This window comes from Micromonospora sp. WMMD998, assembly GCF_029581235.1.
Lineage (GTDB): Bacteria > Actinomycetota > Actinomycetes > Mycobacteriales > Micromonosporaceae > Micromonospora.
Genome location: NZ_CP120740.1, coordinates 6,528,091 through 6,541,368 on the forward strand (window position 1 = coordinate 6,528,091; position 13,278 = coordinate 6,541,368).

Genomic DNA, 13,278 nt, shown 5'->3' on the forward strand with positions numbered 1-13,278 from the left:
TGCCTGCGATCAGGCCTTGTCGTTCTCGGTGGCCTCGTCGCTGTCCTCGCGGGCGGCGGCGGTGTCGCCGGAGGCGGAGACCGGAGCCTCCGCGTCCTGGTCACCGGCGCTCGCCTTCGGGGCCTCCTCGGCCGGGGCCAGGGCCTCGACCTTGTCCTGCTGGGCGGCCTTACGGGCGGCGGTCTTCCGGTTCGCCTTCGGCTCGGCGACGGCAAGCTCCTCCACCAGCTCGATGATCGCCATCGGAGCGGCGTCACCCTTGCGCGGACCGGTCTTCACGATCCGGGTGTAGCCACCGTTGCGGTTGGCGTACCGGGGCGCGATCTGGTCGAACAGGGAGTAGACCACGTCCTTGTCCTTGACGACGCCCGCCACCCGCCGACGCGAGGCGAGGTCGCCGCGCTTGGCCTTGGTGATGAGCTGCTCGGCCAGCGGGCGGAGCCGCCGGGCCTTCGTCTCGGTGGTCTGGATCTTGCCGTGCTGGAACAGCGCGGTGGCCAGGTTGGCCAGCATCAGCCGCTCGTGCGCGGGGCTGCCGCCGAGGCGGGGGCCCTTGGTGGGCGTGGGCATGCTTGGTGCTCCTCAGGTGTGGCGGCAGCGCGGACTAGAGCTGCTCGGTCTCGCGGTAGTCGTCGGTGTCGTAGTCGGCCTCGCCGAAGGCGTCCACGACGTGCGCCGGGTCGAAGTTCGGAGCCGAGTCCTTCAGCCCCAGGCCCATCCCGGCGAGCTTCATCTTGACCTCGTCGATCGACTTCTGACCGAAGTTGCGGATGTCGAGAAGGTCGGCCTCGGTACGCCCGATCAGCTCACCAACGGAGTTGATGCCCTCGCGCTTGAGGCAGTTGTAGGAGCGGACGGTCAGGTCCAGCTCCTCGATCGGCAGAGCCAGGTCCGCGGCCAACTGGGCGTCCTGCGGGGACGGCCCGATGTCGATGCCCTCGGCGGTCTCGTCCAGCTCACGGGCGAGGCCGAACAGCTCCACGAGCGTCGAGCCGGCGGAGGCCAGCGCGGTACGCGGACCCATCGACGGCTTGGTCTCGACGTCGATGATCAGCCGGTCGAAGTCGGTCCGCTGCTCGACCCGGGTCGCCTCGACGCGGTACGTCACCTTGAGCACCGGCGAGTAGATCGAGTCGACCGGGATCCGGCCGATCTCGGCGCCCGCCTGCTTGTTCTGCGCCGCCGTGACGTAGCCCCGACCCCGCTCGACGGTCAGCTCCATGTCGAGCCGGCCCTTGCCGTTGAGGGTGGCGAGCTTCAGGTCCGGGTTGTGCACCGAGACACCGGCCGGGGGCTGGATGTCACCGGCGGTCACGTCGCCCGGGCCCTGCTTGCGCAGGTACATGCTGACCGGCTCGTCGTGCTCGGAGCTGACGCACAGCTCCTTGATGTTCATGACGAGCTCGACCACGTCCTCCTTGACCCCGGGGATCGTGGTGAACTCGTGCAGGACACCGTCGATCTTGATCGAGGTGACCGCCGCGCCCGGGATGGACGACAGCAGCGTACGCCGCAGGGAGTTGCCGAGCGTGTAGCCGAAGCCGGGCTCCAGCGGCTCGATGGTGAACCGGGACCGGGTCTCGTTGATCGACTCTTCGGAGAGAGACGGTCGCTGGCTGATGAGCATCTTTTCTCTTCTCTTCCGGGGCGCCCGCTATTTGACGCCCACGACACAACTGTTCCGGTGGCCCGCCCCGCCGGGGCGGGCCACCGCAACGAGCCCTACTTGGAGTAGAGCTCGACGATCAGCTGCTCCTGGACCTGGGTGTCGATCACCTGACGGGCCGGGAGCGAGTGCACGAGGACCTTCATCTGGCTGGGGATGGCCTCGAGCCACGCCGGAACGGTCTTGGAGCCGGCCTCGGCCTGCGCGACGATGAACGGGGTGAGCTCCTTGCTCTTGCCCCGGACCTCGATGATGTCGTGCTCCTTGACGCGGAACGACGGGATGTCGACCTTCTTGCCGTTCACCGTGAAGTGACCGTGCTTGACGAGCTGACGGGCCATGTCCCGGGACTTGGCGTAGCCGGCCCGGTAGACCACGTTGTCCAGCCGCGACTCGAGGATCTGCAGCAGAACCTCACCGGTCTTGGCCTTCTTGCCCACGGCCTCTTCGTAGTAGCCGCGGAACTGCTTCTCCAGCACGCCGTAGACCCGGCGGGCCTTCTGCTTCTCACGGAGCTGGAGCAGGTACTCCGTCTCCTTCGTCCGGCCACGGCCGTGCTGCCCGGGCGGGAACGGCCGGGACTCGAACGGGCACTTCGGGCCATCGCACTTGCTGCCCTTGAGGAACAGCTTCATCTTCTCCCGCCGGCAACGGCGGCAGTCAGCACCGGTGTAACGAGCCATCTCTCTCTAACCTCTCAGACCCGGCGACGCTTCGGCGGACGGCACCCGTTGTGCGGCTGCGGCGTGACGTCGGAGATCTGCCCGACCTCGAGGCCCGCGGCCTGCAGCGAACGGATGGCGGTCTCCCGGCCGGAGCCGGGTCCCTTGACGAACACGTCGACCTTGCGCATGCCGTGTTCCATGGCCCGACGCGCGGCGGCCTCGGCGGCAAGCTGCGCGGCGAACGGGGTCGACTTGCGGGAGCCCTTGAAGCCCACCTGGCCGGAGGAGGCCCAGGAGATGACCGCACCGGTCGGGTCCGTGATGGACACGATGGTGTTGTTGAAGGTGCTCTTGATGTGCGCCTGCCCGTGGGCGACGTTCTTGCGTTCCTTGCGCCGGACCTTCTTGACAGCGGCTCCGGCACGAGCCTTCGGTGGCATAAGTCTTCTGCGCTCCTAGTTGACTTTCCGGAACGGGTTGCGGCCTGGCCCACCTCTGCGGCGGCCGACCCGTCATCCGGGTAAGAACTACTTCTTGCCGGGCTTCTTCTTGCCGGCCACGGTCCGCTTCGGGCCCTTCCGGGTCCGCGCGTTGGTCTTGGTGCGCTGACCGCGCACGGGCAGACCGCGACGGTGGCGGATGCCGGCGTAGCAGCCGATCTCGACCTTGCGGCGGATGTCGGCGGCGACCTCGCGGCGCAGGTCGCCTTCAACCTTGTAGTTGCCCTCGATGTGGTTCCGGAGCTCGACCAGCTCCTCGTCCGTGAGGTCCCGAACGCGCTTGTCCGGCGAGATGCCGGTGGCGGTGAGGGTCTCCAGGGCGCGGGTGCGACCGACCCCGAAGATGTAGGTGAGCGCGATCTCCATCCGCTTCTCGCGGGGGAGATCGACGCCGACTAGACGTGCCATGTGCGGGCGTGCTCCTCAAATGTGTGCGGAGGTGTGGACCCGTCCCACCCCGCTGCCCGAGCGGGCCCCGGCCTCCGACCGGGGGTCAACCACGAGGGGGTACGCGCGAAGCGCACCGTCCGCGGCTGGGACGAGCTGTGACGTGTGGGGCGTCAGCCCTGGCGCTGCTTGTGGCGCGGGTCGGTGCAGATGACCATGACCCGGCCGTGCCGGCGGATCACCCGGCACTTGTTGCAGATCCTCTTGACGCTCGGCTTGACCTTCACGGTTGCCTTACTTCCCATCCGGCCCGGAACGCGACGAGTCGCGACCCGGACGTCGAAGACGGACACGGGGACGTCCCGGCCGTCGTCAGGCTTACTTGTAGCGGTAGACGATGCGCCCGCGGGTCAGGTCGTACGGCGAGAGTTCGACGACGACCCGGTCCTCCGGCAGGATGCGGATGTAGTGCTGCCGCATCTTGCCGCTGATGTGAGCCAGCACCTTGTGACCGTTCGCGAGCTCCACCCGGAACATGGCGTTCGGCAGGGGCTCGATGACCCGACCCTCGATCTCGATGGCTCCGTCTTTTTTCGGCATGTACTCCGCTGTCCTGACGTCGGTTACTCCGGACGGCTCACAACGTCTTACACGGATCGCCCAATCAAGATCAGTTGATCCGCGCCAGCCGCGGCTCCGACTCCCACCGAAGCGCAGGGTGGGCATGGCGGAGTGGACGCTGTGCGCCGATCAGAAAGTGTACGCCGGCCGCAGCGCTGCCGCCAAACCGGCCGGGCCGCGCGCCCCGCGTACGTCCGATTTCCGCACTTACTGTGACCAGCGGCACAGCGGCGGAAGGCCGCGACCGTCGCCGCACCCCGCTGGCACGCACGCTCAGCCCCGGCGGTCGTGCCGCTTCCGGCCGTGATCCGCACCGATCAGCCCGACCGACTGCATCAGCACCAGGCCACCCCACGGGCCCAGCACCCAGAGCGGCCAGACGCCCGCGACGTGGCCCGACGCGACCACGCTGATCAGCCAGATCGGCAGCAGAATCGCGGCCACCCGTAGCCAGGGCATCCAGAGCCAGAGCAGCCGGGAGCGGGTCTCCGGCGACCCGGATCCTCCGGACGCCGCCGGCGCTCCGGACGGGCCGGGCCCGGTCGAGGTGGCCGGCTCGGAGCCGGCGGGCGCGGCGGGCGGCGGAGTCGGCGCGGTCGGCGCCAGGGCGGATCGCTCGGCGGACGCCACACCCGGCAGGTCGGCGACCAGCTCGTCCAGCTCGCCGTAGGTCCGGGCGCCGTACGCGCGGGCCAGCCGCTCGTCGTACTCGTGCAGACCGAGCCGGCCCTCCTCCAGCGCCACCCGGAGCCGCTCCGCGACGGCCTCCCGGTCGCGGTCGGCCGCTCGCATCTCCCGCCGCCCGTCCATGCCGGCAAGAATGCCACCACCCCGCCACCGCACGAAACCGCCCGGCCCTCCGTGATCCACACCAGTTCGCTGAAGTGGCCGCATCACACCCACCCCGATACCGCCAGAACGCCGAAACGGAGTTGATCACGCAAGCCGAGGCCCGGAAGCCGGACCGAACCAGAACCAACCGGGCCTGGGTGGGCGGGCCCGGCCGGGTCAGCGCGCCGGGGAGTCGGCGGGCTGGCGGGAGGTGACCAGGTCGCCGAGGCGGGCCCGGCCGCCGTCGGCGGCGGTCAGCACCCACACGCCGTCGGGCAGCAGCGCCATCGAGTGCTCGACGTGCACCGCCATCGACCGGTCCCGCGTCACCACGGTCCAGCCGTCGGACAGCTCGACCGTACGCGGGGAACCCGCCGTGATCATCGGCTCGATGGCCAACGCCATGCCGGGCACCAGGCGCGGGCCCTTGCCCGGGCGACCGTGGTTGAGCACGTGCGGATCCTGGTGCATCTCGGTGCCGATGCCGTGGCCGCCGTAGCCGTCGACGATGCCGTACCGGCCGCCCTTGCGGACTGCGGTCTCCACCGCGTGCGAGATGTCGGTGAGCCGGCCCCGGCCGGAGGCCGCCCCCCGGGCCGCGGCGGCGATCCCGGCCCACATCGCGTCCTCGGCCACCTCGGCCATCCGCAGCAGGGCCGGGTCGACCTCGCCCACGGCAACGGTGACGGCCGCGTCGCCGTGCCAGCCGTCGAGCACCGCGCCGCAGTCGATCGAGATCAGGTCACCGGAGCGCAGCACCTGCTCCGGCGACGGGATGGCGTGCACCACCTGCTCGTTGACCGAGGAGCAGATCGACGCCGGAAAGCCGTGGTAGCCCTTGAACGACGGGACCGCCCCGGCCTCGCGGATGGTGGCCTCGGCGATCGCGTCCAGGTCGGCCGTGGTCACGCCGGGCGCGACCGCCTCCCGCATCCGGCCCAGGGCGCGGGCGACCACCAGACCGGCGGCCCGCATCAGCTCGATCTGTTCGGGGGTCTTCAGCTGGATGTCCAGCTGGGGACGGCGCATGACGGCGACACCTTTCTCGTTACACGGAACAGCGGGGCACGTCAGGCGTACCCCGCTGTTCGTACTCTATCCGCCGGGCGGCGGTGGGCGGTCAGCCTCCGTACGACCGCAGCGCGTCGATGGCGCGGACGGTGACGTCCTCCACCGGCCCGGTCGCGTCGATGCCCACCAGCTTGCCCTGGGCACCGTAGTAGTCGACGAGTGGCGCGGTCTTGTCCGCGTACTCCCGCAGCCGGGCGGCGATGGTCTCCGGCTTGTCGTCGTCGCGCTGGAACAGCTCCGCGCCGCACCTGTCGCAGATGCCGTCCCGGGTGGTCGCGTCGAACTCGACGTGCCAGATCTTGCCGCAGCCACGACAGGTGCGCCGGCCGGAGAGCCGCCGGATCACCTCGTCGTCGTCGACGACCAACTCCAGCACCAGGTCCAGCGAGCCGCCCAGGTCGGCGAGGAGCTTGTCCAGCTCGGCGGCCTGCGGCGTGGTCCGCGGGAAGCCGTCGAGCAGGAAGCCCTCACCGGCGTCCGGCTCGGCGAGCCGGCCCCGGACCATGTTGATGGTGACGTCGTCCGGGACCAGCTTGCCGGCGTCCATGTATCGCTTGGCCTCGACCCCCAGCGGCGTGCCCTGGGTGACGTTGGCCCGGAAGATGTCACCGGTGGAGATCTTCGGCACCGAGAGGTGAGCGGCGATGAACTCCGCCTGTGTGCCCTTGCCCGCGCCCGGCGGGCCAACCAGAACGAGTCGCATCTACCGCAGGAACCCTTCGTAGTTCCGCTGCATGAGTTGGCTCTCGATCTGCTTCACGGTCTCCAGACCGACGCCGACCATGATGAGCACAGCGGTGCCGCCGAACGGGAAGTTCTGGAACTGCTGGTTGTCCAGCCAGATGAAGAAGAAGTTCGGCAGGATCGCGACGATGCCCAGGTAGAGCGCGCCCGGCAGGGTGATCCGGCTGAGGATGAAGTCCAGATATTCGGCGGTCGGCTTGCCGGGGCGGATGCCCGGCACGAAGCCGCCGTACTTCTTCATGTTGTCCGCGACCTCGGTCGGGTTGAACGTGATCGACACGTAGAAGTAGGTGAAGAAGATGATCAGCAGGAAGTAGATCGCGATGTGCTCCGGCGCGCTCGCCTTGACGATGTGGTTCTGGATCCACGCCTGGGTCTTGCCCGGGTCGTTCTGATCGAAGAACTGGAGCGCGAGCGTCGGCAGGTAGAGCAGCGACGAGGCGAAGATGACCGGGATGACGCCGGCCTGGTTCACCTTGAGCGGGATGTAGGTCGACGTGCCGCCGTACATCCGCCGGCCGATCATGCGCTTCGCGTACTGGACCGGGATCCGGCGCTGCGCCTGCTCGATGAACGTGACCGCGGTGATGACCAGCAGCACCAGGGCGATGACGAGGAGGAACATCCCCCAGCCCTTGGTGGTCTTGATCTTCCAGCCCTCGCTGGGGAGCCGGGCCGCGATCGACGTGAAGATCAGCACCGACATGCCGTTGCCGACGCCCCGGTCGGTGATCAGCTCGCCGAGCCACATCACCACGCCGGTGCCGGCGGTCATCGTCATGACCAGCACGGTGAGCGTCAGCCAGTCCGGGATGCCGGTGCCCTTGGGCACGATCGGGAACTGGTCGCACTGGTTGTTGAACAACTGCCCGGAACGGGCAAGCGCCACGAACGCCGAGGACTGGAGGATGCCCAGGCCCAGCGTCAGGTAGCGGGTGTACTGGGTGATCTTCGCCTGACCGGCCTGGCCCTCCTTGCGGAGCTGCTCCAGGCGCGGGATCACCACCGTCAGGAGCTGCAGGATGATCGACGCGGTGATGTAGGGCATGATGCCCAGCGCGAAGACCGAGAGCTGGAGCAGCGCGCCACCGGAGAAGAGATCCAGCAGGTTGAGCACGCCGGTGCTGCCCTGGATGGTGTCGAGGCACTTCTGCACGTTGCCGTACGAGACGCCCGGGCTGGGCAGCGTGGCGCCCAGCCGGTAGACCGCGATGATGCCTACTGTGAACAGCAGCTTCTTGCGCAGGTCAGGCGTACGGAACGCACTGAGAAAGGCGGACAGCAACTTCTTCCTCCTGCGCGACGCGGGCCGCCGGTGACGATCCCTGGCGGGGCGGGGTGAATGTCGGGCCCAGTGCCCGATATCCATGGCTGGGAACGGACTCTAACAGCCCGGACCCCGTCCGGGCAGATGTGCCCGGCTACATAAACCGAATCCGATGTTACCCGGCGCACACGTCGCCGGTAGACCATGGCGCCCGCCCAGTCACGAACAACTGAGCGGGCGCCACGAACATGCCTTACAGCTCGGTGACCGAGCCGCCGGCCGCAGTGATCTTCTCCTTGGCCGACGCGCTGAACGCGTGCGCCGACACCTGGAGCGAGACACCACCGAGGTCGCCGGTGCCGAGGATCTTGACCGGGTGGCCCTTGCGGACCGCGCCGGACTCGACCAGCTCGACCGGGCCGATCTCGCCGCCGTTCGGGAACAGCTCGGCGAGACGGTCCAGGTTGACCACCTGGAACACGACCTTGAACTTGTTCTTGAAGCCCTTCATCTTCGGCAGGCGCATGTGGATGGGCATCTGCCCACCCTCGAACGCCGCCGAGATGTTCTTCCGGGCCTTCGAACCCTTGGTACCGCGACCGGCGGTCTTGCCCTTGGAGCCCTCACCGCGACCCACACGGGTCTTGGCGGTCTTGGCGCCGGGTGCCGGACGCAGGTGGTGCACCTTGATCGTCATTACTCGACCTCCTCGACCTTCACGAGGTGGTTGACCGTGAAGATCATGCCTCGGATCTCCGGCCGGTCCTCCTTGACCACCACGTCGTTGATCCGCTTGAGCCCGAGCGAACGCAGCGAGTCACGCTGGTTCTGCTTGCGCCCGATCCCGGACCGGACCTGGGTGACCTTCAGACGTGCCATCAGGACGCCACCCCCGCACGCGACGCCAGCATGGCAGCCGGCGCGACGTCCTCCACCGGCAGGCCACGACGCGCCGCGACCTGCTCGGGGGACTCGAGCCCCCGCAGGGCCGCCACGGTGGCGTGCACGATGTTGATCGGGTTGGACGAGCCGAGGCTCTTGGAGAGCACGTCGTGGATGCCCGCGCACTCCAGCACGGCACGGACCGGACCACCGGCGATGACACCCGTACCGGCCGAGGCCGGCTTGAGCAGCACCACACCGGCGGCGTCCTCGCCCGTGACCGGGTGCGGGATCGACTGACCGATCCGCGGCACCTTGAAGAAGTGCTTCTTGGCCTCCTCGACACCCTTGGCGATCGCCGCGGGCACCTCCTTGGCCTTTCCGTAGCCCACGCCGACGGTGCCGTCGCCGTCGCCCACGATCACCAGGGCGGTGAAGCTGAAGCGACGACCACCCTTCACGACCTTGGCGACGCGATTGATCGCGACGACCCGCTCGAGGTGCGGGGTCTTCTCGACGGGCGCGTTTCCGCGGCCGCCCTCACGGCGGTTGTCGCGGCGACCACCCTCGTTGCCACCGGACCCGCCGCCACGGCGCTGTTGACCTGGCATCAGCAGCCTTCCTTCTCTCTCGTGACGGGGTTGTTAGAACTCGAGCCCGGCTTCGCGGGCGGCGTCGGCAAGCGCGGCGACACGCCCCGCGTACCGGTTGCCACCGCGGTCGAAGACGACCTTCGAGACGCCGGCGGCCTTGGCGCGCTCGGCGAGCAGCGCGCCGACCTTACCGGCCAGGGCGCTCTTGTCGCCCTCCGCGCCACGCAGCGAGGCGTCCATGGTCGAGGCCGACGCCAGGGTGTGACCCTTGGTGTCGTCCACGACCTGGGCGACCACGTGCCGCAGGGAGCGGGTGACGACGAGGCGGGGACGCTCGCCGGTGCCGCTGACGTTCTTGCGGACCCGGAAGTGCCGACGCGCACGCCCGACGGCACGCTTGGCGGCGACGCCGCGGCGGCGCTTGAGCAGCGTGGCGCTCACTTCTTACCTGCCTTTCTCACGGCCTCACGGCCGGCGGACGACCTCGCCCGGGTGTTGATGGCCGCGGTCACTTCTTGCCCGCCTTACCAGCCTTGCGGCGGATGACCTCGCCCTGGTACTTCACGCCCTTGCCCTTGTAGGGCTCCGGCGGGCGGATCTTCCGGATGTTGGCGGCGATCTCGCCGACCTGCTGCTTGTCGATGCCGGCCACGTGGAACAGCGTCGGCCGCTCGACGGTGAAGGTGATGCCGTCCGGCGCCTGCACCAGCACCGGGTGCGAGAACCCGAGCGCGAACTCCAGGTCCTTGCCCTTGGCGGTGACGCGGTAACCGGTGCCGGCGATCTCCAGGCTCTTGCGGTAGCCCTCGGTCACCCCGACGATCATGTTGGCCACCAGCGTACGGCTCAGGCCGTGCAGCTCCTTGGCCTTGCGCTCGTCGTTCGGCCGGTTGACGACCAGCTCGCCGTTCTCGCTGCGCTCCGCCGTGATCGGCTCGGCCAGCACATGGCTCAGCTCGCCCTTGGGGCCCTTGACCTTGACGGTCTGGCCGTCGATCGTGATGTCGACGCCGGAAGGCACCGGGATCGACTTACGTCCAATACGCGACATTTCTACCTGTCTCCCGTTACCAGACGAAGGCGAGGACTTCCCCGCCAACGCTCCGCTTGCGGGCCTGCCGGTCGGTGAGCAGCCCCTGGGACGTCGAAATGATCGCCACACCCAGTCCGCCGAGCACCCGCGGGAGCCCGTCCGACTTGGCGTACACCCGGAGACCGGGCTTGGACACGCGCTTGATGCCGGCCAGGCTCCGCTCGCGGTTCTGGCCGTACTTCAGCTCGACGACCAGTCGCTTGCCGACGGCGCCCTCCTCGGGGTCATCGACCGACCAGGTGGCGATGTAACCCTCGGCCTTGAGGACCTCGGCGATGTTCGCCTTGATCTTCGAGTAGGGCATCGTCACCCGGTCGTGGTACGCCTGGTTGGCGTTACGCAGACGCGTGAGCATGTCTGCGATCGGGTCGGTCATCGTCATGAAAACTCGTCAACCTTTCTCGCCGGGGTTCCCCGGGCCAGGCCCGGGGCCTACGGCGAAGAGACAGTTCAGCTGACGCGCCGGAGCGCGCCGGGCTATTACCAGGAAGCCTTGGACACGCCGGGCAGCTCACCGCGGTGGGCCATCTCCCGGATGCACACCCGGCAGAGACCGAACTTGCGGTAGACCGCCTTCGGACGCCCGCACCGCTGGCAGCGGGTGTACGCGCGAACCGAGAACTTCGGCTTCGCGGCCGCCTTGAGGATCAGCGCCTTCTTGGCCATCTCAGTTCTCCTTGAACGGGAAGCCCAGGAGCTTGAGCAGCGCCCGGCCCTCGTCGTCGGTCGTGGCGGTCGTGACCACCGTGATGTCCATGCCCCGCTGGCGATCGATCTTGTCCTGGTCGATCTCGTGGAACACCGACTGCTCGGTCAGACCGAACGTGTAGTTGCCGTGCCCGTCCAGCTTGCGCCCGTCCAGGCCGCGGAAGTCGCGGATACGCGGCAGCGCGATGGAGAGCAGCCGGTCCAGGAACTCCCACATCCGGTCGCCCCGCAGGGTGACCTTCGCGCCGATCGGCATGCCCTCACGGAGCTTGAACTGCGCGATCGACTTGGTCGCCCGCCGGACCAGCGGCTTCTGGCCGGTGATCGTGGCCAGGTCGCGGACCGCGCCGTCGATCAGCTTGGCGTCGCGAGCGGCCTCGCCGACACCCATGTTGACGACGATCTTGACCAGGCCGGGCACCTGCATGGGGTTGCCGTAGGCGTACTGCTCCTGCAGCTTCGCCACGACCTCGTTGCGGTACCGCTCCTTGAGACGCGGCAGGGTCTTCGTTTCGGTAGCCGTGGTCATCACAGGTCCTTACCGGTGCTACGCGCGATGCGGACCTTCTGGCCGTTGTCGTCGATCCGGTAGCCGACGCGGGTCGGCTTGCCGTCGGAGTCCATGACCATCACGTTCGAGACGTGGATCGGGGCCTCCTGGGTGACGATGCCACCGGTCTTGGCGCCACGCTGGGTGGTGCTGATGCGAGTGTGCTTCTTGACCCGGTTCACGCCCTCGACCAGGACCTTGTCCTGCCGCGGGTAGGCCGCGATGACCTTGCCCTTGGCACCCTTGTCCTTGCCGGCGATGACGACGACCGTGTCGCCCTTCTTGACCTTCACGGTCACAACACCTCCGGCGCGAGAGAGATGATCTTCATGAACCGCTTGTCCCGCAGCTCGCGACCCACCGGGCCGAAGATACGGGTACCGCGCGGGTCCCCACCGTCCTTGATGATGACGGCGGCGTTCTCGTCGAAGCGGATGTACGACCCGTCCGGCCGCCGCCTCTCCTTGGCGGTCCGAACGACGACGGCCTTGACGACGTCGCCCTTCTTCACGCCGGCACCGGGGATCGCGTCCTTGACCGTTGCCACGATGACGTCGCCGATGCTCGCGTAGCGCCGACCGGAGCCACCGAGAACCCGGATGCACAGGATCTCCCGGGCACCCGTGTTGTCGGCGACGCGCAGTCGCGACTCCTGCTGAATCACGTCTATCTCCTATGTCTGCCGGTTCTCCGGCCGCCGAGGGCGGCCGGAGCCTGGCGGAACGTTCGCCCGACCGATACCGGCCGAGCTCGAGCCTTCGCTACTTGGCCTTCTCGAGGATTTCCACGAGCCGCCACCGCTTGGTGGCGGAGAGCGGCCGGGTCTCCATGATCAGGACCCGGTCGCCGGTGCCGGCCGAGTTCTGCTCGTCATGCACCTTCAACTTGCTGGTACGGCGCATGATCTTGCCGTACAGCGCGTGCTTGACCCGGTCCTCGACCTCGACCACGACGGTCTTGTCCATCTTGTCGCTCACCACGAGGCCCTCCCGGACCTTGCGGCGGGCCCGCACGGTGGCGGTCGTGTTCTCGTCACTCATGATGCAGTCACCTCAGTCGGCGCGGCCGAGAGACCCAGCTCACGCTCACGCATGATCGTGTAGATCCGGGCGATCTCCCGACGGATGACCTGCAGCCGCCGGTTGTTGTCCAGCTGCCCGGTTGCGCCCTGCACGCGGAGGTTGAACAGCTCCGCCTTCGCCTCGCGCAGCTTCGTGACCAGCTCCTCGTCGGAGAGCTCACGCAGCTCGGAGGCCTTGACGCCCGCTGCCATCAGGATTCACCCACTTCGCGCGTAACAATGCGGCACTTCATCGGGAGCTTGTGGATCGCGCGACGCATCGCCTCTCGCGCGATCTGCTCGTTCGGGAAGGACATCTCGAAGAGAACCCGTCCCGGCTTGACGTTGGCGACCCACCACTCGGGCGAACCCTTACCGGAACCCATCCGGGTCTCGGCCGGCTTCTTGGTGAGGGCCTGGTCCGGGAAGATCGTGATCCAGACCTTGCCGCCACGCTTGATGTGACGGGTCATCGCGATACGCGCCGACTCGATCTGGCGGTTGGTCACGTACGCCGGCTCGAGAGCCTGGATCCCGAACTCGCCGAACACCACCCGGTTACCACCCTTGGACGCGCCGTGGCGGTCCGGGTGGTGCGGCTTGCGGAAGCCCTTCGGGGGCTTGCGCGGCATCAGCATCT

24 protein-coding genes are annotated in these 13,278 nt (G+C 68.4%); all 24 read right to left on the reverse strand.

Annotated elements, in window-relative coordinates; all coding sequences use genetic code 11:
* Window positions 1–9: 9 nt before the first annotated feature.
* Window positions 10–570: a 50S ribosomal protein L17 gene (rplQ, locus tag O7619_RS29725; protein WP_281586619.1), complete on the reverse strand. Its 561-nt coding sequence runs from the start codon at window positions 568–570 to the stop codon at window positions 10–12.
* A gap of 34 nt (window positions 571–604) precedes the next feature.
* Window positions 605–1,627 carry a DNA-directed RNA polymerase subunit alpha gene (locus tag O7619_RS29730; protein ID WP_007073009.1) on the reverse strand — a complete coding sequence of 341 codons (1,023 nt, stop codon included), beginning with the start codon at window positions 1,625–1,627 and terminating at the stop codon, window positions 605–607.
* A gap of 95 nt (window positions 1,628–1,722) precedes the next feature.
* Window positions 1,723–2,349 (reverse strand): 30S ribosomal protein S4, encoded by a 627-nt coding sequence (gene rpsD / locus O7619_RS29735; protein WP_089155247.1) that lies wholly within the window; start codon window positions 2,347–2,349, stop codon window positions 1,723–1,725.
* A gap of 14 nt (window positions 2,350–2,363) precedes the next feature.
* A complete protein-coding gene (gene rpsK / locus O7619_RS29740) occupies window positions 2,364–2,771 on the reverse strand; it encodes a 30S ribosomal protein S11 (RefSeq protein WP_014440747.1) in 408 nt (135 codons plus the stop codon).
* Window positions 2,772–2,858: 87 nt separating this feature from the next.
* Window positions 2,859–3,239, reverse strand: coding sequence for a 30S ribosomal protein S13 (rpsM, locus tag O7619_RS29745; RefSeq protein WP_282284826.1), 381 nt, complete (start codon window positions 3,237–3,239; stop codon window positions 2,859–2,861).
* 152 nt (window positions 3,240–3,391) lie between these two features.
* Window positions 3,392–3,505, reverse strand: coding sequence for a 50S ribosomal protein L36 (gene rpmJ, locus O7619_RS29750; RefSeq protein WP_012184307.1), 114 nt, complete (start codon window positions 3,503–3,505; stop codon window positions 3,392–3,394).
* A 91-nt stretch (window positions 3,506–3,596) separates the two neighbouring features.
* Window positions 3,597–3,818: a translation initiation factor IF-1 gene (infA, locus tag O7619_RS29755; RefSeq protein ID WP_007073013.1), complete on the reverse strand. Its 222-nt coding sequence runs from the start codon at window positions 3,816–3,818 to the stop codon at window positions 3,597–3,599.
* A 294-nt stretch (window positions 3,819–4,112) separates the two neighbouring features.
* Window positions 4,113–4,649 carry a DUF1707 domain-containing protein gene (locus O7619_RS29760; RefSeq protein ID WP_282284827.1) on the reverse strand — a complete coding sequence of 179 codons (537 nt, stop codon included), beginning with the start codon at window positions 4,647–4,649 and terminating at the stop codon, window positions 4,113–4,115.
* 198 nt (window positions 4,650–4,847) lie between these two features.
* Window positions 4,848–5,699: a type I methionyl aminopeptidase gene (gene map, locus O7619_RS29765; protein WP_282284828.1), complete on the reverse strand. Its 852-nt coding sequence runs from the start codon at window positions 5,697–5,699 to the stop codon at window positions 4,848–4,850.
* Window positions 5,700–5,790: 91 nt separating this feature from the next.
* Entirely contained in the window at window positions 5,791–6,444 is a 654-nt protein-coding gene (locus tag O7619_RS29770; protein WP_282284829.1) for an adenylate kinase, read from the reverse strand.
* Complete coding sequence (gene secY / locus O7619_RS29775; protein ID WP_281586615.1) at window positions 6,445–7,770, reverse strand: preprotein translocase subunit SecY; 1,326 nt, start codon at window positions 7,768–7,770, stop codon at window positions 6,445–6,447.
* Between the two features lie 235 nt (window positions 7,771–8,005).
* Window positions 8,006–8,449, reverse strand: coding sequence for a 50S ribosomal protein L15 (rplO, locus tag O7619_RS29780; protein ID WP_282284830.1), 444 nt, complete (start codon window positions 8,447–8,449; stop codon window positions 8,006–8,008).
* Window positions 8,449–8,631, reverse strand: coding sequence for a 50S ribosomal protein L30 (gene rpmD / locus O7619_RS29785; RefSeq protein ID WP_091065818.1), 183 nt, complete (start codon window positions 8,629–8,631; stop codon window positions 8,449–8,451). The genes rplO and rpmD overlap by 1 nt, the downstream gene beginning before the upstream one ends.
* Window positions 8,631–9,245, reverse strand: a complete 615-nt coding sequence (gene rpsE / locus O7619_RS29790; protein ID WP_281586613.1) for a 30S ribosomal protein S5 — start codon at window positions 9,243–9,245, stop codon at window positions 8,631–8,633. The genes rpmD and rpsE overlap by 1 nt, the downstream gene beginning before the upstream one ends.
* A 33-nt stretch (window positions 9,246–9,278) precedes the next feature.
* Window positions 9,279–9,668, reverse strand: coding sequence for a 50S ribosomal protein L18 (gene rplR, locus O7619_RS29795; protein WP_281586612.1), 390 nt, complete (start codon window positions 9,666–9,668; stop codon window positions 9,279–9,281).
* Between the two features lie 67 nt (window positions 9,669–9,735).
* Window positions 9,736–10,278: a 50S ribosomal protein L6 gene (rplF, locus tag O7619_RS29800; protein ID WP_281586611.1), complete on the reverse strand. Its 543-nt coding sequence runs from the start codon at window positions 10,276–10,278 to the stop codon at window positions 9,736–9,738.
* A 16-nt stretch (window positions 10,279–10,294) separates the two neighbouring features.
* Complete coding sequence (gene rpsH, locus O7619_RS29805) at window positions 10,295–10,702, reverse strand: 30S ribosomal protein S8 (protein WP_281586610.1); 408 nt, start codon at window positions 10,700–10,702, stop codon at window positions 10,295–10,297.
* 98 nt (window positions 10,703–10,800) lie between these two features.
* The gene (locus tag O7619_RS29810) at window positions 10,801–10,986 is read right to left on the reverse strand and encodes a type Z 30S ribosomal protein S14 (RefSeq protein ID WP_007073023.1); all 186 of its coding nucleotides are present in this window, start codon (window positions 10,984–10,986) and stop codon (window positions 10,801–10,803) included.
* A gap of 1 nt (window position 10,987) precedes the next feature.
* Window positions 10,988–11,557 (reverse strand): 50S ribosomal protein L5, encoded by a 570-nt coding sequence (rplE, locus tag O7619_RS29815; RefSeq protein ID WP_091065804.1) that lies wholly within the window; start codon window positions 11,555–11,557, stop codon window positions 10,988–10,990.
* Entirely contained in the window at window positions 11,557–11,877 is a 321-nt protein-coding gene (gene rplX, locus O7619_RS29820; RefSeq protein ID WP_181570334.1) for a 50S ribosomal protein L24, read from the reverse strand. Before rplX ends, rplE begins: the two co-directional genes overlap by 1 nt.
* Complete coding sequence (rplN, locus tag O7619_RS29825; RefSeq protein WP_007465279.1) at window positions 11,874–12,242, reverse strand: 50S ribosomal protein L14; 369 nt, start codon at window positions 12,240–12,242, stop codon at window positions 11,874–11,876. The genes rplX and rplN overlap by 4 nt, the downstream gene beginning before the upstream one ends.
* A 97-nt stretch (window positions 12,243–12,339) precedes the next feature.
* On the reverse strand, window positions 12,340–12,618 hold the full coding sequence (rpsQ, locus tag O7619_RS29830; protein WP_281586609.1) for a 30S ribosomal protein S17: 279 nt from the start codon (window positions 12,616–12,618) through the stop codon (window positions 12,340–12,342).
* Window positions 12,615–12,851 (reverse strand): 50S ribosomal protein L29, encoded by a 237-nt coding sequence (gene rpmC, locus O7619_RS29835; protein WP_161685901.1) that lies wholly within the window; start codon window positions 12,849–12,851, stop codon window positions 12,615–12,617. Before rpmC ends, rpsQ begins: the two co-directional genes overlap by 4 nt.
* Window positions 12,851–13,276: a 50S ribosomal protein L16 gene (gene rplP / locus O7619_RS29840; protein WP_073834927.1), complete on the reverse strand. Its 426-nt coding sequence runs from the start codon at window positions 13,274–13,276 to the stop codon at window positions 12,851–12,853. Before rplP ends, rpmC begins: the two co-directional genes overlap by 1 nt.
* Window positions 13,277–13,278 lie beyond the last annotated feature (2 nt).